At 39.7% G+C, this 25,404-nt stretch carries 20 protein-coding genes and 1 other RNA gene; 5 read left to right on the plus strand and 16 right to left on the minus strand.

The window, feature by feature from the left end:
- Positions 1 to 11: 11 nt before the first annotated feature.
- The 7 genes from gcvP to AAZR93_RS06955 form a co-directional block, all read right to left on the minus strand.
- Positions 12 to 2,888 (minus strand): aminomethyl-transferring glycine dehydrogenase, encoded by a 2,877-nt coding sequence (gene gcvP, locus AAZR93_RS06925; RefSeq protein ID WP_434719342.1) that lies wholly within the window; start codon positions 2,886 to 2,888, stop codon positions 12 to 14.
- 535 nt (positions 2,889 to 3,423) lie between these two features.
- A complete protein-coding gene (gcvH, locus tag AAZR93_RS06930; protein WP_294102823.1) occupies positions 3,424 to 3,816 on the minus strand; it encodes a glycine cleavage system protein GcvH in 393 nt (130 codons plus the stop codon).
- A gap of 50 nt (positions 3,817 to 3,866) precedes the next feature.
- Entirely contained in the window at positions 3,867 to 4,961 is a 1,095-nt protein-coding gene (gcvT, locus tag AAZR93_RS06935; RefSeq protein WP_434719343.1) for a glycine cleavage system aminomethyltransferase GcvT, read from the minus strand.
- A gap of 526 nt (positions 4,962 to 5,487) precedes the next feature.
- On the minus strand, positions 5,488 to 6,717 hold the full coding sequence (gene ubiI, locus AAZR93_RS06940) for an FAD-dependent 2-octaprenylphenol hydroxylase (RefSeq protein WP_434719344.1): 1,230 nt from the start codon (positions 6,715 to 6,717) through the stop codon (positions 5,488 to 5,490).
- Between the two features lie 26 nt (positions 6,718 to 6,743).
- Positions 6,744 to 7,922 (minus strand): 2-octaprenyl-6-methoxyphenyl hydroxylase, encoded by a 1,179-nt coding sequence (ubiH, locus tag AAZR93_RS06945; RefSeq protein WP_294102812.1) that lies wholly within the window; start codon positions 7,920 to 7,922, stop codon positions 6,744 to 6,746.
- Between the two features lie 44 nt (positions 7,923 to 7,966).
- Positions 7,967 to 9,283 carry a Xaa-Pro aminopeptidase gene (gene pepP, locus AAZR93_RS06950; RefSeq protein ID WP_434719345.1) on the minus strand — a complete coding sequence of 439 codons (1,317 nt, stop codon included), beginning with the start codon at positions 9,281 to 9,283 and terminating at the stop codon, positions 7,967 to 7,969.
- A 144-nt stretch (positions 9,284 to 9,427) separates the two neighbouring features.
- A complete protein-coding gene (locus AAZR93_RS06955; RefSeq protein ID WP_294102804.1) occupies positions 9,428 to 10,006 on the minus strand; it encodes a YecA family protein in 579 nt (192 codons plus the stop codon).
- Positions 10,007 to 10,233: 227 nt separating this feature from the next.
- Here AAZR93_RS06955 and zapA point away from each other — a divergent pair, with 227 nt between their 5' ends.
- From zapA to AAZR93_RS06970, 3 genes are all read left to right on the plus strand, one after another.
- Positions 10,234 to 10,563 carry a cell division protein ZapA gene (gene zapA, locus AAZR93_RS06960; protein ID WP_294102801.1) on the plus strand — a complete coding sequence of 110 codons (330 nt, stop codon included), beginning with the start codon at positions 10,234 to 10,236 and terminating at the stop codon, positions 10,561 to 10,563.
- Positions 10,564 to 10,675: 112 nt separating this feature from the next.
- A non-coding RNA gene (gene ssrS, locus AAZR93_RS06965) (6S RNA) lies at positions 10,676 to 10,857 on the plus strand.
- Between the two features lie 149 nt (positions 10,858 to 11,006).
- A complete protein-coding gene (locus AAZR93_RS06970) occupies positions 11,007 to 11,597 on the plus strand; it encodes a 5-formyltetrahydrofolate cyclo-ligase (protein WP_434719346.1) in 591 nt (196 codons plus the stop codon).
- 55 nt (positions 11,598 to 11,652) lie between these two features.
- Here the strand turns inward: AAZR93_RS06970 and serA are convergent, their stop codons facing one another.
- Together serA and rpiA are read right to left on the minus strand one after the other, a co-directional pair.
- The gene (gene serA, locus AAZR93_RS06975; protein ID WP_294102795.1) at positions 11,653 to 12,903 is read right to left on the minus strand and encodes a phosphoglycerate dehydrogenase; all 1,251 of its coding nucleotides are present in this window, start codon (positions 12,901 to 12,903) and stop codon (positions 11,653 to 11,655) included.
- A gap of 379 nt (positions 12,904 to 13,282) precedes the next feature.
- Positions 13,283 to 13,942 (minus strand): ribose-5-phosphate isomerase RpiA, encoded by a 660-nt coding sequence (gene rpiA, locus AAZR93_RS06980; RefSeq protein WP_294102792.1) that lies wholly within the window; start codon positions 13,940 to 13,942, stop codon positions 13,283 to 13,285.
- A 202-nt stretch (positions 13,943 to 14,144) separates the two neighbouring features.
- Between rpiA and AAZR93_RS06985 the strand changes: the two genes are divergently transcribed.
- Positions 14,145 to 15,059 (plus strand): LysR family transcriptional regulator ArgP, encoded by a 915-nt coding sequence (locus AAZR93_RS06985; protein WP_434719347.1) that lies wholly within the window; start codon positions 14,145 to 14,147, stop codon positions 15,057 to 15,059.
- Here the strand turns inward: AAZR93_RS06985 and AAZR93_RS06990 are convergent.
- The 7 genes from AAZR93_RS06990 to AAZR93_RS07020 form a co-directional block, all read right to left on the minus strand.
- Complete coding sequence (locus AAZR93_RS06990; protein ID WP_294102787.1) at positions 15,056 to 15,790, minus strand: oxidative stress defense protein; 735 nt, start codon at positions 15,788 to 15,790, stop codon at positions 15,056 to 15,058. The two genes, AAZR93_RS06985 and AAZR93_RS06990, sit on opposite strands and share 4 nt — an antisense overlap.
- Positions 15,791 to 15,907: 117 nt before the next feature.
- The gene (gene argO / locus AAZR93_RS06995) at positions 15,908 to 16,528 is read right to left on the minus strand and encodes an arginine exporter ArgO (RefSeq protein WP_434719348.1); all 621 of its coding nucleotides are present in this window, start codon (positions 16,526 to 16,528) and stop codon (positions 15,908 to 15,910) included.
- A gap of 261 nt (positions 16,529 to 16,789) precedes the next feature.
- Positions 16,790 to 17,662, minus strand: a complete 873-nt coding sequence (gene mscS / locus AAZR93_RS07000; protein WP_434719349.1) for a small-conductance mechanosensitive channel MscS — start codon at positions 17,660 to 17,662, stop codon at positions 16,790 to 16,792.
- 153 nt (positions 17,663 to 17,815) lie between these two features.
- Positions 17,816 to 18,181 carry a YacL family protein gene (locus tag AAZR93_RS07005; protein ID WP_294102774.1) on the minus strand — a complete coding sequence of 122 codons (366 nt, stop codon included), beginning with the start codon at positions 18,179 to 18,181 and terminating at the stop codon, positions 17,816 to 17,818.
- A 240-nt stretch (positions 18,182 to 18,421) separates the two neighbouring features.
- The gene (gene acnB / locus AAZR93_RS07010) at positions 18,422 to 21,019 is read right to left on the minus strand and encodes a bifunctional aconitate hydratase 2/2-methylisocitrate dehydratase (RefSeq protein WP_434719350.1); all 2,598 of its coding nucleotides are present in this window, start codon (positions 21,017 to 21,019) and stop codon (positions 18,422 to 18,424) included.
- 440 nt (positions 21,020 to 21,459) lie between these two features.
- The gene (locus tag AAZR93_RS07015) at positions 21,460 to 21,813 is read right to left on the minus strand and encodes a glyoxalase/bleomycin resistance/dioxygenase family protein (protein WP_434719351.1); all 354 of its coding nucleotides are present in this window, start codon (positions 21,811 to 21,813) and stop codon (positions 21,460 to 21,462) included.
- A gap of 105 nt (positions 21,814 to 21,918) precedes the next feature.
- Positions 21,919 to 24,105, minus strand: coding sequence for an extracellular solute-binding protein (locus tag AAZR93_RS07020; RefSeq protein ID WP_434719352.1), 2,187 nt, complete (start codon positions 24,103 to 24,105; stop codon positions 21,919 to 21,921).
- Between the two features lie 468 nt (positions 24,106 to 24,573).
- On the opposite strand from AAZR93_RS07020, the gene AAZR93_RS07025 reads away from it, so the two are divergent.
- Positions 24,574 to 25,395: an MBL fold metallo-hydrolase gene (locus tag AAZR93_RS07025; RefSeq protein ID WP_434719353.1), complete on the plus strand. Its 822-nt coding sequence runs from the start codon at positions 24,574 to 24,576 to the stop codon at positions 25,393 to 25,395.
- Positions 25,396 to 25,404: the final 9 nt, after the last annotated feature.

Raw genomic sequence — 25,404 nt, forward strand, 5'->3', positions numbered from 1 at the left:
AACCTAATAAATTACATATAGTCGGCAATCGGCACACAAGAACAATGTAAATGGCGATCGCCATATACATCATCCAAGCGTTTCACCGCAGGCCAATATTTATTAACTCGAGTCGCGTGAGTTGGAAAGGCTGCGAGTTCGCGGCTATAACTATGAGCCCATTCATCGGCTAATTCCGTTTGGACATGAGGCGAATTAACCAATGGATTATCTTCAAGTGGCCATTCACCTTTGACGACTTGGTCTATCTCACCACGAATAGCCAGCATCGCATCAATAAAGCGATCAATTTCGACAATACTTTCCGATTCAGTTGGTTCAATCATCAACGTTCCCGCGACAGGGAATGACATAGTTGGTGCATGAAATCCATAATCAATCAGTCTTTTTGCGATATCTAATTCACTAATACCAGTATCTTTCTTGATAGGGCGCAAATCAACGATACACTCATGCGCCACATAACCTTCTTGACCGGTATATAAAATGTCATAGTGACCAGATAAACGCTTAGCAATGTAATTTGCATTCAAGATTGCTACTTGGCTCGCTTTTCGAAGACCATAAGAGCCCATCATCCGAATATACATCCAGCTAATTGGTAAGATAGATGCGCTACCAAATGGTGCGGCGGAAACCGCGCCTTGATCAGTGATCATTTCCTGTTCAACTACTGAATGCCCCGGTACAAACGGTGCTAAATGCTTTTTAACACCTATCGGCCCCATACCTGGGCCGCCACCGCCATGAGGAATACAGAAGGTTTTATGTAAATTCAAATGTGAAACATCCGCACCAATAAAGCCCGGAGTCGTTAGCCCCACCTGTGCATTCATATTTGCACCATCAAGATACACCTGACCGCCATACTGATGAATAATTTCACAAACTTCACGAATACTTTCTTCATACACACCATGAGTCGATGGGTAAGTCACCATCACACAAGATAGCGCTTCGCTGTGCTCTTGTGCTTTTTCACGCAGATCAACTAAATCAATATTACCTTCATCATCACAACGCACGACGACGACGTCCATTCCCGCCATATGGGCAGAAGCTGGATTGGTACCATGAGCTGATGCCGGAATTAAACAAATATTTCGGACGCCATCATCACGGCTTTCATGATAACGACGAATTGCCAGTAACCCGGCGTACTCACCCTGAGCGCCTGAGTTTGGCTGCATACAAACCGCATCATAGCCAGTTAATTGCACCAACCAATGAGAGAGCTGTTCAATCATCTGATGATAACCCTGAGCTTGCTCTGGTGGACAAAATGGATGTAACTCACCAAATTCAGGCCATGTAATCGGGATCATTTCCGCTGCCGCATTGAGCTTCATGGTACATGAGCCTAGCGGTATCATTGCTTGATTCAGGGCTAAATCTTTTCGCTCCAAACTATGCATGTAACGCATCATTTCCGTTTCACTGTGGTAACGATGAAAATTAGGGTGTGCCAAAATTTCATCATCTCGTTGCATTGATAACGCAATCGCACTTGCTGAAGCTGAAACTTGTTTATCGAGTTTTTCAAAATCTAATTTTGTATCATTACCTGTGATAACAGCAAACAAGTCATTCAGATCTTGACGTGTTGTGGTTTCATTAAACGTCACGCCCACTGCACCTCGAATATCCGTACGCAAATTAATTTTGGCTTTATCTGCACGAGCAAGTACCGCAATTTTATCGGTTACCTCAATTGTCAAAGTATCAAACCACGTTTTATGGCGCACAGAAACGCCAGCTTCAATTAATGCCGCCGCAAAAATAGAACTAAAACGATGAATACGCTCAGCAATTATTTTTAAGCCTTGAGGACCGTGATATACCGCGTACATTGCTGCAATATTGGCCAGAAGAACTTGTGAGGTACAAATATTTGAGTTAGCTTTTTCACGACGAATATGCTGCTCTCGAGTTTGCATCGCCATACGTAATGCCGTATTACCTGCCGCATCACGTGAAACACCAATAATGCGCCCCGGCATTGCACGTTTGAACTCATCACGGCAAGCAAAGAATGCCGCATGAGGCCCACCATATCCCATTGGTACACCAAAACGTTGCGCTGAGCCAAAAACAATATCAGCGCCTTGTTTACCGGGCGCGGCCAACAAAACCAAAGCCATCATTTCCGCAGCAACACAACTGACGATTTTGCGTTCTTTTAGTTTTGTTAAGAGGGCCGTATAATCGTGGATCTCTCCAGTTGTACCCACTTGCTGCAATAACGCACCAAATACCCCTTCATGTTCGAGTACTTTATCGGCTTTATCGACAATCACTTCAAATCCAAATGTTCCCGCGCGCGTGCGCACAACATCCAGTGTTTGAGGGTGAATATCATCAGCGACAAAAAAGCGTTCTGCATCTTTGAGCTTACTAATCCGTTTTGCCATCGCCATCGCTTCTGCGGCAGCTGTTGCTTCATCAAGTAGTGAAGCAGAGGCTAAGTCTAATCCAGTTAAATCAATTGTGAGCTGTTGAAAATTCAACAAAGATTCAAGGCGACCTTGAGATACTTCAGGTTGATAAGGCGTGTAAGCGGTATACCAACCTGGATTTTCTAATAAGTTACGCAAAATAACAGGAGGAAGCACTGTCGGTGCATAGCCCATACCGATATAACTTTTATAACGTTTATTCAATGAAGCGATAGCTTTTAACTCAGCCAAAGCTTCTTGTTCTGTTGCGCCCCCACCCACTCTTGGTGGCTCCGGTAATAAAATTGCTTTGGGTACAATTTTATCCATCAAACTATCGAGTGATGTTGCGCCAACGGTATTCAACATGGTTTTTATTTGTTGTTCTGATGAACCAATGTGGCGTGAGATAAATTCTGAACGATTTTCTAATTGACTAAGTGACATCGACATATCTGTGTTCCCATCCTTTGTCTGCTATGCGTAAGTTGTAGGGCATTTAAGCGGTAATACTGAGTTTTATAACTGGTAACTGTATTTAATATCTATTTGCGTAGGTATTTTAAAATTTCACTTTAAAAATACTCTTCTTACATCCTAAATAGTTCGAGTTGCGGCTAGGCGGCAAGTAAAGCTAAGCCCTAGGAGCATAGATAACTATGTGACTAGGGTTAGCGAACGCGGCCAACAACGCTGCGGCTCGAAATATGACGGATATGTGAAGCTAAGCCCTAGAAGCATACATGACTATGTGACTAGGGTTAGCGAACGCAGCCAACAACGCTGCGGCTCGAAATATGACGGATATGTGAAGCTCAGCCCTAGAAGCATACATGACTATGTAACTAGGGTTAGCGAACGCAGCCAACAACGCTGCGGCTCGAAATATGACGGATATATAAAGCTAAGCCCTAGGAGCATACATGAGTACGTGACTAGGGTTAGCGAACGCAGCCAACAACGCTGCGGCTCGCAATATAACGAATATTTAGTCTTCTTCAGTAATCAACGCAATATAAGCATCAGCATCAATCAAATCCGCCAGCTCCGCTTCATCCGAAATCTTAATGCGGAAAATCCAACCATCTTGATATGGCTGTTCGTTTACTAGTTCTGGTGAATCATTAAGATCTTCATTTACTGCAATAATTTCACCACTTAACGGTGCATAAATATCCGATGCAGCTTTCACTGATTCAACAACCGCACAATCATCACCCGCATCTACCACGTTACCGACGTCAGGCAAATCAACAAAAACCATATCACCTAATGTTTCTTGTGCATGCTCTGTAATACCCACAGTATATTCGCCATTACCTTCGTCACGCACCCATTCATGTTCACGGGTATATTTTAATTCTGCTGGTGTATTACTCATCATTAGCCTCTCTATTATTTTGAATATTTATTAATATAATTAAATCGAAATTAAACCAAACGTTGACCTTCACGAACAAAACCGGGTTTTACGACTTCCACTGGCATTTCGCGATGGCGAATTTCAACGATTGCTTTGACTTGTATGCTATTAGGTACTCGAGCTAGTGCAATACTGAAACCTAAGGTTGGCGAGAATGAACCACTTGTAATGACCCCTTCTTGTAGTTTTCCCAACTCATCAGTAAAACGAATAACTTGCTCAGCACGCAGTATACCTTTATCGCGCATCACAATACCGACGAGTTTTTCGGTTCCTTGCTCACGCAGTTTTTCTAACGCTTCGCGTCCAATAAATTGACGATCTTCGGGTTTCCAAGCAATCGTCCACCCCATATTAGCGGCAAGAGGAGAGATAGTCTCATCCATATCTTGTCCATAGAGATTCATGCCCGCTTCTAGGCGCAAAGTATCCCTCGCACCAAGTCCGGCTGGATGAACACCCGCTTTTAGTAACTTGTGCCAAAAATCAACCACCTGCGTTTTTGGCATTGCAATTTCATAACCTTTTTCACCCGTGTAACCTGTAGTCGCAATAAACAAATCTCCCGTTTGGACACCATAGAATGGCTTCATATCTTTGATAGCCAAACATTGTTCATCACTTAGCAGTGAATGTACTTTTTGTGTCGCTTGTGGGCCTTGCACGGCAAGTAACGCCAGGTCATCACGAACTTGAATATCGACAGCATAGCCTTTGACGTGTTGTTCCATCCAAGCTATATCTTTATCGCGAGTTGCCGAGTTAACCACTAAACGATAAAAATCATCTTCGAGGTAATAAACAATTAAGTCATCAATAACACCACCAGATGCATTAAGCATCCCTGTATACAAGGCTTTACCTTTATCTGTTAATTTTGCGATATCATTGGCGAGTAGGTAACGAAGAAAATCACGACAACCTTCCCCATGAAAATCAACAATTGTCATATGGGAAACATCAAACATCCCTGCATCGGTTCTCACGAAATTATGTTCATTAATTTGTGAACCATAATGCAGTGGCATCATCCATCCATGAAAATCCACCATCTTTGCGCCACAGGCTATATGTTCTTCATATAGTGTTGTTTGCTTTACCATGAATACCCTCTTTACATTATTCATATGACAGGGTGATTGCGTTGCTTACTGTACAGTAAATTATTTATAACCGAACTTTTCAACAAAACGCAAACGATAACATTGGATTAAAAACTACCACTGTCGGTAGTCCAATACTATAAAAAAAAATAGGGCGACCTATCTTCTGTATTACTGATTGCACCATAAATTATCCAGTGATTTTTGTTAAATAATTGAGAGCGATCACTCAATACCGACATATTTAGTCTAAATACGTCATAAATATCATCAAAAATATATTCTGTAGCGGAAACACTTAAAATATGACAAAACAAGTTAAATTAGTAAATCTAATGCGAAATAATGACTATGATTAGTTTTTCTCAATCATTAATTTAGGAATAGTTAAGATCTGCACATGCATAAATTCATCAAATAAAAATAAGTAATGCAAAATGATATGATTCAAGAGGAGGGAATAAAAACAAAAAATAAAAGGCATGGAAAGTGGAATAACCATGCCTTAGAATCTTAATTTAAAACACTATTCTTTGATGTCGCTTGGCAACTGCTCTAGCCATTTAGGCATATCCAAAAGCCCCATAGCATGGTTCAATAGCTGAGGTTTAACGCCCGGTAAACTATCTGCAAGCACTAATCCAATATCACGTAATAATTTCTTAGCTGGATTATTACCTTCAAACAATTCACGGAACCCCTGCATACCCGCCAGCATCACTGCTGCACTATGCTTGCGACTGCGTTCAAAATCACGTAGATAAAGGTATTGACCAAAATCTTTACCTTCACGATGTAACCTTTTGATTTCGCCTAGCAACATTGCCACATCCATGAAGCCAAGATTGACGCCTTGACCTGCTAATGGATGAATGGTGTGAGCTGCATCGCCCAGTAAAGCCAGACGTTGCGCTGCGAATTGCCGTGCATAGCGACCTGTCAGCGCAATCGTGAGCCTATCACTTTCAAGTTGGCATAGGCCTAAGCTCATATCCAATGCTACCGCTAATTCTTTTTCAAAACTGGCTTTATCAAGTGCCTGACGCCTTGCAGCTTCAATTGCGGGCTGAGACCAAACAATAGAACAAAGGTGCGGATCGCTTAATGGTAAGAACGCTAAAATACCTTCGCCATTAAATGCCTGACGAGCAATACCATCGTGCGGAAATTCAGTCCTAATGGTGGCAACCAAGGCTGTATGTTCATAATCCCAAAAAGTTAATGGGATATCTGCATGATTTCGTAACCATGAATTAGCCCCATCAGCACCCACAATCAAGCGAGCCGTTAGCATATTCTCATCATCAAGAGTGACAAACACATCATTTTCACCCCATACCACCTTTTTAATGGTGGCAGGCGACAATAAAGTGACATCGCGTAGCTCAGAAGCCTTTTGCCATAAGGCATCTCGTACCACATTATTTTCAATAATATGGCCTAAATGAGTAAGATTTCGCTCTTTTGCTGAAAAAGAAATGCGCCCGAAACTAGCGTTATCCCACACTTCCATTCCATTATAGGCAGACGCTCGCATAGACTTGATAGCAGACCAAACACCTAAATGGGTTAATAGTTTTTCACTCGCCGCATTAATTGCAGAGACTCTCAATGAATAAGGTTCACTGACTGAAAATGGCATTTTAGGAGGGTGATTTTCAATCACTGCAACGCGCAAACCACTACCTTCAAGGCCACAAGCAAGTGCAAGTCCCACCATACCACCACCGGCGATAACCACATCAAACGATTGCATATTTTTTATTCCTCTTTGTTTCGTGGTTATTGGTGTGCAACCCAACCCAATGTCTGGCGAGCTAAAATATCACGTACTGGTGGCAATATTTCCATTGCCATTAAGCCCAAATTTCGGCTGACAACTAGCGGTAAACAACGGTTAGCAAATAGGCGAACCAAACCATCCGTCATGGTGACCGTTTTATCTCTATCAATTGCACGAGCTTGCTGATACTGACTCAATAATGAGTAACTACCAATATCTTGTTTGTTAGCATGAGCATTAACCACAATCTCAGCTAATTGCATCACATCGCGGATACCAAGATTAAAACCTTGTCCAGCGATAGGGTGTAAGGTTTGAGCCGCATTACCCACCAGCACCACACGGTGACTGACTGGATTCAATGCTTTCCTTAACACTAAGGGGTAACAATTACGTTTACCAGTAAGTAAGATTTGGCCTAATCGCCAACCAAACGCCTGCTGTAATTTTTGAATAAAAGTCTCATCATTCCATTGATTAATAACATCTACGTGTTCTTGTTGATGACACCAAACTAATGAACTACGACCTTGAGACATTGGCAATAAAGCTAATGGTCCGAACTCGGTAAAACGCTCAAAAGCTTGGCCTTTCGGATCAATTGCTGTTTTTACATTGGCAATAATAGCTACTTGACCATAATCATCTTGCTGCCATTGCATATTACAGGCTTGACCGATTGCTGAATGGCTACCATCAGCGGCAACCAACAAGTCACCCGTGATGAGTTCACCATTATCTAATGTAACAGTGACACCTTCTTGAAAGCGATGAACATTTACCACTTTAGCTGGACAATGCAGACTCACACCCGGCGCCTTACGCAGTAATGAGAACAAACGACTACCTGCATTATGTAGCTCGATAACATTACCTAATTCAGGAATATTATAATCACTGGCATCAATGTTAACGAAACCTGCATGGCCTCGGTCAGAGACATGAACGTGATTAATCGGTGTGACACAATCGGCGAACGCAGGCCAAATATTGATAGAAGACAAATATTGGCAAGTACCCTGTGCCAATGCGATTGCCCGTGCATCAAAACCCGGATGTTTTCCTTCCGGCAAAGCCGCTTCAATGAGCGAAACCGATAATTTTCCTTGGCTAAGCGATGATATGGCTAAAGCTAATGTCGCTCCCGCCATTCCACCACCAACAATAATCACATTCATGCGCTATCTATTACCTTTTGAGATGGCATTTCACGATTGACTTACTAAGCCTTTTTCGCTTCAGCCATCAGTGATTCAATTTCGTCGGCATCTTTAACCACTAGAGCCGTCAGGTTTTCATTGCCGTTTTCTGTGATCACAATGTCATCTTCAATACGAATACCAATACCACGATATTGTTGCGGCACATCCGCATCCGGTGCGATATAAAGCCCTGGTTCTATAGTTAAAACCATTCCGACTTCTAAAATTCGGTCTCGTTCTATACCATAAGCTCCGACATCATGCACATCTAATCCCAACCAATGACTTAAACCATGCATAAAGAATGGATGATATGCTTTGTCTTCGATCAACTGATCGATATCTCCTTGCAAAATTCCTAATGCGACAAGCCCTTCAACTTTAATTCGTAAAATTTGGCGGGTCACTTCATGAATACTTGTTCCGGGACGGTATAACTCTAATGCGGTATTTAATGACTTTAATACAATGTCATAAATCTCACGTTGAGCAGGACTAAACTTACCATTTACAGGAAAAGTTCGAGTGATATCACCCGCGTAGCCTTCAAATTCGGCACCTGCATCAATTAATACCAATTCGCCATCTTTCATTTGGCTCTCATTCTCGGTGTAATGCAAAATACAAGCGTTTTCACCACTACCGACAATCGAGTTATAAGAAGGGAAGCGTGCACCGTGACGTGTAAATTCATACTCAACTTCACCACATAGCTGGTATTCATACATATTCGGCTGGCAAGTTTTCATTGCTCGGATATGCGCGAGTGCTGAAATTTCTCCCGCTTTTCGCATAGCGGTAATCTCAGCATCTGATTTAAACAGTCGCATCTCATGAACAATAGGACGCCAATCAATGATTGTTTGTGGGGCGCGTAGATTACGACGACTACCACGACGTAAAATATCCAATGCATCAAAGACTAATTTATCCGCATAAGGAAATTCACCTTGCGCATGATAAATCACATCAAGTCCATTAAACAGTTGATAAAGCTGATCCTCTATTTCGTCAAAAGGAAGTGCTTTATTGATACCTAATGCCTCAGGAGCGGCTTCTTGACCAAGACGACGACCAAACCAAATTTCAGCAGTTAAATCACGAATACGGTTAAAAATAACAGTATGACTATGTTTTTCATCACTTTTAATTAACACTAATACAGCTTCTGGTTCACTAAATCCAGTCAGATAAAGAAAATCACTATTCTGACGATATGGGTATTCACAGTCAGCATTACGCTGTGCTGGTGGCGCAGAAAAAATAACAGCGGCACTTGCTGGCTTCATTTGAGCCAATAGTGCGTTACGACGAGAAACAAATTCCTGTTTATTCATACCGTTTTTGCCTTATTATCTGAGCTAAATAGGTTAATTACACATTTCATTGCATATTATTTTAATCAAACTGAATTCACGCAACAAAATACAGCAAAGTCATGATAGTAATTTTTAAAATAACATTGGTTAATAAAGATTTGACTAGTGAAGAATAGGCTTAGTAACCTCAACCGCAGTAGGCCCATTTTTCGGCTCAACTAATGCTATATAGCACAACTGAACAGCGACTCTAACGTATTCAATAACTTCCTCAAGTGCTTGCTCGAGTTCTTCCTGATCTTCATCTTCATCGTAGCCAAGCATGCCAATATTTCGTAAATCAGTAATAACCTCAGTAATTTCTTTTTTATCAGCAAGTTTTGGCTGAGTAACACCTATACCAAGTAAAAAATGGTTAACCCAACCCGCTAAAGCGTCCGCATGATCAAAAATAGATGCATTTTCATCAGGAGACAGCATAGCAAAATTAAACTCGGTATCATCAAGTGCTTCAAAAGTTGTATCAAACAGCTCACGCAATGGTTGAGCAACTGCTTGAGGGAATGCTAACCCGTCGTTAGCAAGGTCATGTACTAGCGCTTGCCAGCCTTGGTCGCGACTTCCACCGCAAATCAACCCTGTAATTAGACCATGGATCTCGGCTGCGGTAAGTGCTATTGAGTGCTGTTGGAGCAGTTTGTCCAACGCGTCATAATTTGGTAAAGTTTTTTGTATAGACATCTGAATTCGTCATGTTAGCTTTTGATTCATGATATGCTACCATCAAGTCTAGCCGCTAGACCAGTATGCTTTTTATCTTAGCTATCAATAGTGCTTTTTAACTTAACTATCATAATGATTAAGTTAACGCCAATATCGCCCCTAATAGCATAAGCGAAGCAAAAATTAATAACTTTGCGCCAAACATAATTTATTTTATGGCGAGATCTATTCAGTATGGAGGTATCATGTCCGCACAACCTGTCGATATTCAGATTTTTGGGCGCTCAATGCGAGTTAACTGCCCAACAGAACAAAGAGAAGCACTGTTAGAATCCGCTAAAGAGCTTGAACAACGCTTGAGAAATCTAAAAGATAAAAGCGGTGTAACGAATACTGAACAGCTTATTTTTATTGTTGCATTAAACGTTTGTCACGAATTAGCACAAGAAAAGACAAAGACGCGCGATTATGCATATAATATGGAAGAAAAAATAAAAATGTTGCAGCAGACAATAGAGCAAGCATTACATGATCAGGTGAAAATCACTGAGAGAGTCGTATTGCCTATAGAGTAAATTAGCTTATTAATCATACACTAGAGAAAAAAATAAATAATTTTTTAGGGTTGCATTTTAAATTCAGTTTCGTACAATGAAATCACTGAGTCACGATAAGTACTCAAACCAAATTTCTCTGAGATGTTTGCAAGTGGGCGAGTCCCCTGAGCCGATATTTCGACTAAATAGAATGCGGTTGTTGCGCTGGTGAGCATGCCTGATTCGTCAGGAAGCCTAAAGGTTAGCTAAGCTGCGTTCACCTTGAACCAAGGGTTCAAGGGTTACAGCCTACAGCGGCATCTCGGAGATCCCCAATTTCATTTAATGAAATTATCTTATTATCTATTTTTACCCTACCGCTTTTATCCTACTTAAATTACGATATACATCGTATACATAAGCATCCTATAATAATCATCTATAACTAATATTTTCATATTGAGCTTATGACAGGTTTTGCTATGCAAGATAAACTTTCCATCATGCGCCAACAGATACGAAAATCAGTTCGTTCCGCCCGAAAACAACTCAGTCATGATGAGCAACACATTGCTGCGCAGCAAGTCATGCATAATGCACTACAGCAACCCGAAATCATTCAAGCAAAAAACATTGCTTTATTTCTCTCTTTTGATGGTGAAATTGATACAAGACCACTCATCAATGCCTTGTGGCGGCAACAGAAAAATGTCTATCTTCCTGTATTACACCCTTTCAATGCGCATAATTTACTCTTTTTACAATATGCCCCTGAGACGCCTCTCGTTAAAAATCGTTTTAATATTGAAGAACCCCCTTTAGATGTTCGCTATGTTTTACCTCTTGAGCAGCTCGATATTATGATGATCCCGTTGGTTGCTTTTGATAATAAAGGTCAAAGATTGGGAATGGGAGGCGGGTTTTACGACAGAACGCTGGTGAATTGGCAGAAGAAAGGTTTTATCCCCATAGGACTTGCTCACGATTGCCAGCAAGTTGAAACGCTTCCCGTAGCACACTGGGATATACCGTTGCCGGAAATTATCACACCCCAAAAAATATGGCGCTGGTAATTTAGCGCCATATTTATTTCAAACTCATCAATATTTATTAATACTATTGCCGATACTAGAACAACAAACGTGCACGAATAGTACCCGGCAGTTCTTTTAATCTAATTAATACATCATCAGCTTGATTCGGTTTCTGAGTTAGAACATCAATGACGACATAGCCGACGTTACCTGTTGTGCGCAAGTATTGTCCGACAACATTAATATTATTATCCGTAAACACTTGGTTTATGCTATTCATCATACCAGGACGGTTTTCATGAATATGCAGTAAACGGTTAGTATCATCAGTGTGTACTGGCAGCGATACTTCAGGGAAATTAACCGCTGAAAGCGTTGAGCCGTTGTCAGAGTATTTTGCTAATTTGCTAGCAACTTCTAATCCAATATTTTCTTGAGCTTCTTCCGTTGAACCACCGATATGTGGCGTCAGAATCACATTGTCGAACTTAATCAGTTCAGACAAGAATGGGTCATTAGGATCTTTATTAGTCGCAGGTTCTGTTGGGAAAACATCCACAGCGGCACCTGATAAATGTTTACTTTCTAAAGCAGCGGCGAGAGCAGGGATATCAACGACCGTACCGCGAGCCGCATTAATAAAAATTGCGCCCGGCTTCATTCGATCAAACTGCTCTTTACCAATCATATTTTTAGTGCTTTGTGTTTCTGGCACATGCAAACTAACTACATCACTCATATTGAGTAACTCAGTTAATGAGCGCACTTGAGTGGCATTGCCTAAAGGTAACTTGTTTTCGATATCATAAAAATAGACATCCATCCCAATACCTTCGGCCAATATCCCCAATTGAGTACCAATATGACCATAACCGATAATACCTAAGCGCTTGCCACGGGCTTCAAAACAGCCTTTTGCTTGCTTGTCCCAAATACCGCGATGAGCTTGCATATTCGCTTCTGGAATACGACGTAACAAGAGCAGTAATTGCCCCAACACCATTTCAGCTACAGAACGTGTATTTGAAAACGGTGCGTTGAAAACAGGAATACCGCGTTTAGCCGCCGCATCTAATTCAACTTGGTTTGTTCCAATACAGAAACAACCCACTGCGACTAATTTTTCAGCTGCAGCAAAAATTTCTTCTGTTAGGTGAGTACGAGAACGAATACCAACAAAACGCGCATCTTTGATCGCTTCTTTTAATTCTTCGTCTGACAATGCGCCTTTATGATATTCAATGTTGGTGTAGCCTGCTGCCTTTAGATTATCAACTGCGCTTTGATGAACACCTTCTAGCAGTAAAAATTTAATTTTGTCTTTATGCAAAGATACCTTAACCATTTCCCCTACCCTATCGTGCTTAAAATTTATAACAGATGAATCTTCCGTGTACCAACATAACAAAAAACGGCGCAGTATCAATACAATCGTTTGCCTTGTACTCTCTAAAAAGTGCGAGGAAAAAGAAGTTAAACCACAGAAAATCAGGAGGGGTAACACAATATAAGGATTTTGCCTAAGTAATGCCCATTACTGTGACATATCTCACCAAAATAGGTTGTTATAAAAAAAATTAAAATAAATTTTAACTAGGTCATATCGATAAAACTAATTAGTAGCTTGATTTTCAAATGATAAAAAAATAAGCCAACTAATAAATTCATTAGCTGGCCTACATATTATTAGTTGATTTATATAATTTTATTTCAATAATCTGAAATTATAATTTAATAGTTTTCACGCCTTCTGAAGTACCCATTAAAACAACATCAGCACCACGATTTGCAAATAAACCTACTGTTACCACCCCTGCAATACCGTTAATTTTATTTTCTAACGCAACAGGATTAACAATATTTAAATTGTAAACATCTAAAATAACATTGCCGTTATCAGTTATTACGTTCTGGCGATATTCAGGTGTTCCGCCCATTTTAACGAGTTCACGCGCAACATAACTACGTGCCATCGGTATCACTTCAATAGGTAATGGAAATTTACCTAGCACATCAACTAATTTGGATTGATCAACAATACACACAAACGTTTTTGCGATAGCAGAAACAATTTTCTCACGAGTCAATGCCGCGCCACCGCCTTTGATCATATTCATATGATGGTCAACTTCATCTGCGCCATCAACGTATACATCCAATGAATCCACTTCATTGCAATCAAACACAGGAATGCCCAGTGATTTTAATTTCTGTGTCGATGCCTCAGAACTGGATACTGCGCCTTCAATTTTATCTTTCATTGTTGCCAACGCATCAATGAAATGAGATGCCGTTGAACCTGTACCAACACCAACAATAGTGCCCGGTTTGACATATTCCAATGCTGCCCAGCCTACCGCTTTTTTCAATTCTTCCTGAGTCATGCTAGTACCTTTTGCTATTTAATTAAGTCGTCATTAAGTTCTATCAAACAATAGTATATACCGGACATGTTGTCAGTTGCAGTTTTGTTAGTGATGTTTGTGCTCTAGTTCTTGTGTTTTATCGAGTGTGGATAATAATTTCAGGTGTTATATGTAAAACTATGGCATAGTGCGCAATAGAATAACAAAAGGAGATTTCTCGATGAAGCGCCCTGATTACCGCGCGTTGCAAGCACTGGATGCCGTCATTCGTGAACGAGGTTTTGAACGTGCAGCCCAAAAACTTTGTATCACTCAATCTGCTGTTTCACAACGGATCAAACAGTTAGAGAACCTATTTGGGCAGCCACTGCTTGTTCGAACAGTACCGCCGCATCCAACGGAGCAAGGGCAAAAGCTATTAGCGCTACTTCATCAAGTTGAATTATTAGAAGAACAATGGCTCGGAGATGAAAACGGTGGCTCAACTCCATTACTTCTTTCACTTGCAGTCAACGCCGATAGTTTAGCAACTTGGTTTTTACCTGCACTGAATCCTGTATTAATCAATAGCCCTGTACGATTGAATATCCAAGTGGAAGATGAAACTCGCACTCAGGAACGATTAAGACGTGGTGAAGTTGTTGGCGCTATCAGTATCCAACCACAAGCGCTGCCAGGATGCTTAGTTGATAAGCTCGGCGCATTAGATTATATCTTTGTGGCCTCCCCAGGTTTTGCTGCGCAATATTTCCCCGAGGGTGTAACTCGCGCTTCCCTACTTAAAGCGCCGGCAGTAGCTTTTGACCATTTAGATGATATGCATCAGGCCTTCGTACAGCAAAACTTTGGTTTATCTCCAGGTAGTGTTCCATGCCATATTGTTAATTCATCAGAGGCATTTGTGCAGCTAGCCAAACAAGGTTCAACTTGCTGTATGATCCCACACCTACAAATTGCGAATGAATTAAAAAATGGTGAATTGGTCGATTTAACGCCAGGCTTATGTCAAAGACGTATGCTGTATTGGCATCGTTTTGCCCCTGAAAGCAGAACAATGAAGAAAGTGACTGACGCCCTACTCAAAACCGGGCGCCAGATGTTAAAACAAGATGATGATGTGGCTATTGAAAACTAACGTTTCAGTTCAAATACAACGTCAACTTGATCATTAAAATCAATGCTTTCTTGCTCATAGGTCTCATTAACATTGAGATCTTGAGCACCTGCTGCATTCATTTTAGCACTAAGATTTCTTGGTGATATAGGGAACGGCACTGCGTTTGGTGCATTATAGTTAATGCTATAAACAGGTCCTAATTGCACATTGAACCCTTTTGCTAACGCATTCGCTTGCTCTATTGCATTTTGCATCGCTTTAGTGCGCGCTTCATCACGATATTGCTGCGGGTTAATAACACCAAATTGAACCGAACTAATTTCATTCAGCCCTGATGCAAGTGCACCATCAAGCAATGTATTAAGTTGATCTAATTTATTCACTTTAACTTCAACGCTACGCACTGCGGTATAACCGACAATAGTCGATTTTTGCGTTTCATTATTATATTCATATTTAGGTTGAGTTCGCACATTAGCAGCATTGATATCTTTCTTTTCAATACCATTTTTCTTTAAGAACTCAAAATATTCAGCAACACGCTTATCTACGCCAGCTTTAGCCGCGGCAGCATCTTTTTCGGTCACTTCAACGTTAATATTAAGTGTTGCCATATCAGGAGACGCTTTAATAATTGCATTGCCTGATGTTGTAATATGAGCCCCTGATGGAAGTGCATCAGCAAGGGACAAGGTAGGAACCGCAATACCTGCCATCATGGCAGCAAGAACTAAAGATTTTAATTTCACAGAACCTCCCAATTGGATTTTTACACTCTAAAAAGAGAGAATTCACCATAAACTCTCCCTTATACTTATTTTACATTACCACATTCACTGGAAAGTGCGATTCAGAATAAGGCTAAATTACAAATATTCTATTCCCTGCTTTGCCAGTTGAAAGGCAATAAACCACATGACCGTTCCCACAAATACATTAATAATGCGTTGTGAACGAGGTTTATTTAACACCGGCGAAAACCATGCGGCCAAAGCCGCTAGCGCAAAAAACCAAACAAAAGATGCCGTCAATGCTCCCGCCGTAAACCATGGGCGAAATTGGCTTTCTAGCTGACTTCCTACGCTACCTAGCACAACAAAAGTGTCGAGATAAACATGTGGATTTAACCATGTTACGGCAAATAATGTGATGATCACTTTCCAGCGAGTCAGATTTTTCTTTTCAGATTGAAGAACAACATCATCTGGGGTCATTGCAGTACGAAATGCGCCATAACCGTACCAAAGCAAAAAAACCACACCAGCCCAAGTAATCAACTGCATGAGAATTTCAGATTGGCTCAATAACGCACTACCACCAAACACGCCGGCAATAATTAATAACGTATCACTTAAAGCGCATAGTAATGCACTCATCAAATGAAACTGCTTTCGACTGCCCTGTTGTAAAACAAATGCATTTTGCGGCCCTAACGGTAATATCATTGCAGCGCCGAGTAAAACACCCTGTAAATAAATCGTAAACATGCACTATTTCCAAATAATTATTCAATTAGTATGAAATGAATATTATCGACAAAAGGCCATTAGTTAAAATTATTAAATCTAATAGCTCATAAGCAATACTTATTCATTTCAAGGGAAATAGTTATTAGGAAGATAACGAGACAACAGAGAAAGGGGTACAATTTAAGCGATTAAACTAGGTTACAATCATAAAGCTATTAAAAATTGGCATTACCCAAAGATAACACCAATTTTTTTAGTCATAATCAGCAGTAATAAAATTTACTCTGCTGAGATCTTTGATGTTTCTGAATTTTGCTTATGGACATGAACATCCATTTGTGGAAATGGGATACCAATATTATGTTTATCTAAAGCACGCTTAAATTCTTCCATTAAATCCCAATAAACTGGCCATGCATCGCCATTGGTTGTCCAAAAACGGACTAAATAATTTAATGAAGATGGTGCCATTTCATGTAAGCGAATAGTTACACCTTTATCATGTTGAATACGGTTATCAGCGGCAACAATGTCACCCAACACTTTTTTCACAACATCAATATCGGAATTGTAATCGACACCAACAGTGATGTCAGTACGGCGATTCGGTTCACGAGAAACGTTAATGATATTATCAGCAATGATTTTACCATTTGGGATAACAATAATACGATCATCCCCAGTTTTTAACGTGGTAGAGAAAATTTGTACGTTTTGAACCGTCCCTTCTACCGCACCAATAGTGACGTATTCACCCGCTTTTAATGGTCTAAAAATCACCAATAACACGCCCGCAGCAAAGTTACCCAATGAATTTTGTAATGCAAGACCAACGGCCAATCCTGCCGCACCCATCACTGCAATAACAGATGCAGTTTGAACACCAATCTTTCCGAGCACAGCAATTAAGGTAAATGCGACAATGGTATAGCGTACGATAGCGGAAAGAAAATCACTAACAGTTGTGTCGATACCTTTCATCGTCATTATACGATGCAGACCGCGCCCAACCGCTTTTGCGATCAGCATACCGACGATCAAAATAAGAAGCGCTGAAACTATATTCACGACATACTGGACTAACAGATCTTGGTTGGCCGCAAACCAATTCGTTGCATCATTCAACGCGCCTGTAACATCATCAGTATTCATATATTTGTTCCTTCGAATTAAATTATTTTATGGGTATAAATTTCAATTTTAAACACATTACTCAGTGATAATGAGTAAGCATTTGAGTTATCTTAGTCAAAGAATAACGAAAATGTATTAAAACATAAAATAAATCAATGAAAAAAAGTTATCTTATTTATTTTCAATCACAAATTCTCGATAATCTTTGAGCATTAAAATGAAATCATCAACACCACAAAACGCAATACTTTCATTATCATAATAGCTCATACCTTCTTCTAGGCCTTCCGTTTCAAATGATAATAAATTTGCTCGGATCATCACTTCTTCATCATCTAATAGTAAAGTATATTCATGACCAATCAGTTCCCACTGTTTTTCACTTCCTTTTAGGCGCTCATAATTTTCTTCGATAGTATCGAGCAAACTTAAATCACCTTTAACCTCTTCATTGAGCCAATATCCAACAGCTTCATGATCCATTGAAAAGCTTGCACTGACACTTCCTGCCATATCATGCGAAAATTGGTAGTCCATATACTCTCTCCTACGCGTTACTTCGTTATAATTAATTATAACGTGAGAAAAGCAATATTGTTGAGAGGTATTACATCTCAATATATATAAAACCAATCAAAGTGTATGAACAGCTAAAAAATTAACTACCCCACACCCCATTAGATAAATATTCAGTAATTTTTAATATCTTGAATTCAATAAATAACAAATAAAAAAGGCTCCTAAAAAGGAGCCTTAATAATTGCTTTTAACTACTGATTAAACCGCTGTTTGGAAAATAACAGCATCTGCTTTTTCAGTGTACTGAGCTAATTGATCAAAGTTCAAATAACGGTAGGTATCTTCCGCCGTTTCATCCACTTTATTCATATACTGTAAATACTCTTCAGGCGTCGGTAGACGACCCAATAGAGAAGCCACAGCAGCTAGCTCAGCAGAAGCGAGGTAAACATTCGCCCCCGTACCTAAGCGGTTAGGGAAGTTACGAGTTGAAGTCGAAACAACCGTTGCACCATCGGCAACACGCGCTTGGTTACCCATACACAGTGAACAGCCAGGCACTTCAATACGTGCTCCGCTCTTACCAAAGACGCTATAATAGCCTTCTTCAGTTAACTGCGCTGCATCCATCTTCGTTGGAGGAGCAACCCATAAACGTGTTGGTAATTGGCCTTTATGTGAATCTAATAACTTACCAGCGGCACGGAAGTGACCGATGTTGGTCATACAAGAACCAATAAACACTTCATCGATTTTCGCATTTTGTACATCAGACAGTAAGCGCGCATCATCTGGATCATTAGGCGCACACAAAATAGGTTGTTTGATATCATTCAAATCGATTTCAATCACAGCCGCATATTCTGCATCGGCGTCACCTTCGAGCAGTTGCGGGTCAGCTAACCAGCTTTCCATGCCTTTAATTCGACGCTCTATGGTACGGCGATCGCCATAACCTTCCGATATCATCCATTTCAAAAGAACAATGTTTGATTGTAGATATTCAGTAATCGGCGCTTTATCTAACTTAATAGTACAGCCAGCAGCAGAACGCTCAGCAGAAGCATCCGCTAATTCAAATGCTTGCTCAACTTTGAGCTCAGGTAAACCTTCAATTTCCAAGATGCGACCTGAGAAAATGTTTTTCTTACCTTTTTTCTCAACAGTCAGTAAACCATCTTTAATTGCATACAATGGAATGGCATGAACAAGGTCACGTAAAGTAATACCTGGTTGCATTTCGCCCTTAAAGCGGACCAATACCGATTCAGGCATATCTAATGGCATAACGCCCGTTGCCGCAGCAAATGCGACTAACCCGGAGCCTGCAGGGAAAGAGATACCAATAGGGAAGCGAGTATGTGAATCGCCACCAGTACCTACAGTGTCAGGCAACAGCATACGGTTTAACCAAGAGTGAATAATACCATCTCCCGGACGCAGAGAAACACCACCGCGATTCATAATGAAATCAGGCAAAGTATGGTGAGTTGTAACATCAACAGGTTTTGGATAAGCAGCAGTATGGCAGAAAGACTGCATCACTAAATCGGCAGAAAACCCAAGACAAGCCAAATCTTTTAGCTCATCACGAGTCATCGGACCCGTAGTATCTTGAGAACCCACAGACGTCATCTTAGGTTCACAATATTCACCAGGGCGAATACCCGCATGGCCACAAGCACGACCAACCATTTTTTGAGCCAATGAATAGCCACGATTACTTTGTGCAACTGTTTTAGCATGACGGAAAATATCAGAAATCGCTAAACCTAATGACTCACGTGCTTTTGCCGTTAGTCCACGACCGATAATCAGAGGAATACGACCGCCTGCACGAACTTCATCAATCAGAACATCCGTTTTCAGTTCAAATTTCTCAAGTAACTCGCCAGTTTCGTGGTTACGGACTTCACCTTTAAATGGATAGATATCAATTACATCACCCATATTTAGTTTCGATACTTCCACTTCAATCGGTAACGCGCCTGCATCTTCCATAGTATTAAAGAAGATTGGTGCGATTTTACTACCGAGAACGACACCACCGCCGCGTTTATTTGGTACGAATGGAATATCATCACCCATAAACCATAAAACGGAGTTAGTTGCAGATTTACGTGAAGAACCGGTACCCACTACGTCACCAACGTAAGCTAATGGGAAACCTTTTTTATTTAATGCTTCAATCTGTTTAATTGGGCCAACATTACCGGCCTCATCAGGCACAATACCTTCACGCTCATTCTTCAGCATTGCTAATGCATGCAGAGGAATATCTGGGCGCGACCATGCATCAGGTGCAGGCGATAAATCATCGGTATTGGTTTCCCCTGTCACTTTAAATACAGTGACAGTTATTTTCTCTGCTAGCGCGGGACGTTGAGTGAACCACTCAGCGTTTGCCCATGATTCAATAACTTGTTTTGCATGCACATTCCCAGCTTTCGCTTTTTCTTCTACATCATAGAAGTTATCGAACATTAATAAGGTATGGGAAAGTGCTTTCGCAGCGATTGGGGCTAATTTGGTATCATCCAAAGCATCAATCAATGCATGAATATTATATCCACCCTGCATAGTACCGAGTAGTTCGATTGCTTTTTCAGGGGAGATTAAAGGGGAGGCAGTTTCGCCTTTTGCAATTGCAGCTAAAAATCCAGCTTTTACGTACGCTGCTTCATCAACACCTGGAGGGACGCGGTTGGTTAGCAGATCTAACAAGAAATCTTCTTCACCTTTGGGTGGGTTTTTTAGTAACTCGACTAGTGCAGCTACTTGTGACGCATCTAATGGCTTAGGGACAATCCCTTGTGCGGCACGCTCGGCTACGTGCTTACGGTATTCTTCTAGCACGACGTTCTCCTCGCTTCATTGTAATTTATATACCCGGCTGTCCGCACCATGCTGAAAAATAATCATCCGGTGCCAGGTCAGAGGAATTTGCTCGCATAATCTCAATGGCGTTAAAATTATGTCCAGCTTCGGGCTCACAGCATAGCAGAATTTAAATAAAATGTTAATTCATTCACAAGAAAGCAACATTCATCTACTAACTTCAAGCCTTAACACTTAATTACAGGTCATTTTTTAGCTTAAGGTACTATAAATAATCATAAAAAGCCTAAAAGACCATACTTTTTATAATGCATTTTGACATTTAAATCACCCTATTTTGTCGCTTTTTTCCTCTGATCTCACAAATTATATTTATTATCGTAATTATATTTATATTGCTAATTGATAAAGCAAATCATTGCGATTGGTTTTAATTTTTTTAATGAATTTAATTGATTTTATTGGCCTTTTAGGCCGATTAAATTACCGAATGGATCCACAAGCTGGCACATTCTATTGTTACCATCGATTAACATTGGCCCACGGTACAATTTTGCCCCAATTGATGTTAAATACTCAAGAGCAGCATCTAGCGATTTCACTTGCCAATATAAAACGGTACCTTTTTTACCTTCACTCACTTTTTCATCAGCTTGAACAACTTCAATCGTGAAGTCTCCGACATGTAATAAGGTAAAATCGAATTCAGGCAAATACTCTGCCCTAGCTTGTGGAAAGGCTTGCTGATACCACACCACCCCTTCAGCAACATTGGGAACATGAATTAAAATCGCGGTAGGTTTTATTAACATAATATTTTCAATTGATTCAATTTAATTATTAAAACATTCAAATCGGGATGAGCACTCATAAATGATTACATTCCACAAGAATGTCTTAAGTAAATACACCAAGTACTAGCTAAATTGCAGCCTCAACATTTTATTAATATTTTCAATCGCCTCATCAATAGACATAATTTTATACACGGCATTCATAATGCCTTGTCCGATAATATGTTCCACTTTTCGCAAATCAACCGTTTCTCCTGCCACGGTCACATTTTCTCTAATACCTTTACTTAACTCATTATAAGCAAGAGACAACCAAGGATAGCGATAACAAATAGGTTGGTTATCTTTTAAATCTTGATAAACACTATTTCCACCTAACATCACTAAATGATCCATTACATCAGGAGAATATAGCCATCGATAGAATTGTTCGGCAATATTGCCTTTTTGACTTTGTTTAGATAAACCAATGACCCCGCCCCCAATTTGTGGAATTTCACCTGGCACGGATGCGAAACCGATATTGGGTGACAGTTTGCTATGGGCTACATCATTAAATAAATTCATATAGGTTATCAACATAGCCAGTTCACTATTTTCAAAGCTTTTAACGGGTTCATCCCACCACATACCCTGAAAATTTTTATTAAATCGCAGTTGGTTAATATAAGCTTGCAATGACGCTACCGCTATTTCATCATTTAATTGTGGAGTTGATTTTGTTGATAATAATCGCCCACCATTTGCGTAATAGCGCTGTAGAAATTCAGTGGCAATTAACCGAGCACCGCCGATTGAAGAAGACGCACCTTCCGGTCTTTGCGGATCATCTGTACGATGAATTTCATTAAAAAATCGAGCAATTAAATCAAATTCATCAAAGGTTTTAGGAACACTAAGCTCTTTATTATTTTTCTCATAAAACATTCTTTTTAAGATTGGCGAATCGAAAATATCTTTTCGATAAAATAATAGTTGAATGCTGGTATCAAACGGTGTGGCATAGGCAAGATTATTGACATAACTAAATTTTAATTTGACCGCATCTGAAAAATAATTAAGTAAGTCATCGATTCCGTTACCAATTTGGTCTAATGGCGTGAGTATTTTTTCCGCCAGCCATGGAAAACTCGCTATATCAATACGCACTAAATCGAAATAACTGTATTGTTCTATATTATTGAGAATGTCTAAAACTTCCTCATAGGGCCGAATACTAACATTAAGCGTAATACCCGTTTGCTTATAAAAATGAGGCAGTAACTTAATTAAGGCATTGGTCGAAGGACTTGGCAATGTTAATAAATTCAGAGTCTGATTAGTATTTCTATCAAAGGTAATCAGTGAATGACGTTCAACAGAAACATTCAGGTTAGAAATTTCGACGATTTCTGTTTTGCCGTCTGTCGAAGAAGAAAGTAATTGTTCGACAACCTCTTTACCTAATTGCGCATAATTAACAGGATAATCGAGTATTCCATTCGCAATAAATGATGCGCTATCAGACAAATAAACGACCTCTGGGCAAGAGTTTAACCCGCCATAAAAACTTGCTTGTGTGATGCATTTTGCTCTCTCAGTATCCTGAGCAATAATGACATCCAATGCTGTTGAATCGGTGAAAAAATTGAACGCCTCTTTATACACTTCATTATCTGAAGAATATTGCATCGTAATTTTAGCATTCGATATTTGCTTTCTAATTTTCTCTTCTAACTTAGTAGCAAAGCTTTGATTTCCTACCCAATGATTTTCTTCTGCAATAACACCTATATTTGTTAGTCGTTTATCAAAAAGATACTCAACAATAGAGTCGATAGGTTGGTCATAATTTAAGGTAAAAAAACGTTGTGCATCAATCGGCTTTCGGTAAACAAAAATAATATCATCAGGCGATACCTGTAATGCATCGAAATAAATATTGGCATTATCCAAGCAGGTCACAGTAATAACTTGCTTATATTCTCCCGCCTGTACACGCTCTAATACTTTTAACTCGTTAAATTCTAAGCCATCGGTGATGAATAAATCATAGGTGATATCTGGATAATTAAGTAGCGTTTGTCTGATAGCATTAAAAAGCACGGTATATTTTTCAGACACTAACTGTGGCAATATAACAGCAATTTTATGATCATTTGACGATCGTAACTGCTGCCCTTTTACGCTTAATTGATACCCCATCTGCTTTGCCGCAGCCAAAACTGCTTCCATCTTTTTAACACTCACATTTCCTTTGTTATTTAACACATTAGAAACTGTGCCATGGGCAACACCAGCAAGCTTAGCGATATCTTTTATATTTGCCATCGATACATCCACCTCATGAAGTCGTCTGCAACAGAATACCGAATATTATAGATTCATCAATAATAATGAATGATTCGATCCAATCTCAATTCACAATGACATTTTTTCAAATCTTTTATTAAAATCACCATAAGCATTAAAAACTTACTTTAGCCTTATAAAACAATCAATTAAATAGACACCCCCACCATCACACCGCCTAAAAAATAGCATTTAAAAATCAAACAAATAAAAATTGGAACGATTCATTTTAAATGAAAAAAATATCACTTATAATCACATAAAAACAATTACAAAAATAATTCATATATTACAGTTAGTTATAATTTTCATTAAATAAGATCATGATCATCATCACTCTTTTAAAATGATTCTCTTGGGATTATTAAACAACAAGATTAAATTGGAACGATTCAATTTACCAAAATTGTGCTATTTCCAGATTCAAAAAAGAGATGATTATAAAATATGAAAATAAAATTCTTAGGGACGGCAGCATCCGAAAGTGTTCCAAACCCATTTTGTCGATGTGAACATTGTCAAATGGCAAGAAGTGTTGGTGGAAAAGAGATACGAACACACTCGTCAGCAATCATTGACGATGTCATGTTAATTGATTTGTCGCCTACATTTACCCTTCAATTACTTATGCAACAAATGGATGCAACAAGTATTGAAAGTTTATTATTCACTCACACACATGCAGATCACTTCAATGCAGGTGAGTTATACAGTCGCATGGAAGGCTTTAGCCATACCGCTAATCATCCTCTGCATATTTTTGGTAATGATAAAGCGATTAGCGGGTGCATTTCATTATTACCTGGCTACACGTCAGAGCGCTTCGCTTTTCATTGCTTAGTGCCTTTTGTAACTGTTCAACACCAGGGCTATAACATCACACCATTGCTTGCAAACCATGCCAAGTGGGAGCATTGCTACGTTTATCATATTGAAAAAGAGGGTCGCAGTTTGTTTTATGGCCATGATTCTGGATGGTTTCCAGAACTGACTTGGCAATGGCTATCAGGTAAACAATTAGATTTGATCGTATTGGAATGCACTTACGGCTTTAACGGTAATTCCCGCTCAGATAACCATATGAGTTTTGAAACTATCTTTGATGCTCAACAACGCCTCATCGATATGGGTTGTATCAATCAAGATACCCAACTCGCACTTTCCCATATTTCACATACGAGTAATTTATCTCATAGTGCAATGGAAGAGTTTTGTACTCCAAAAAATATCCGCGTTGCATACGACGGATATACAATGACGTCACAATAGAGGGCGAAA

It is taken from the genome of Providencia sp. Je.9.19, from assembly GCF_051129765.1.
Taxonomy (GTDB): Bacteria; Pseudomonadota; Gammaproteobacteria; order Enterobacterales; family Enterobacteriaceae; genus Providencia.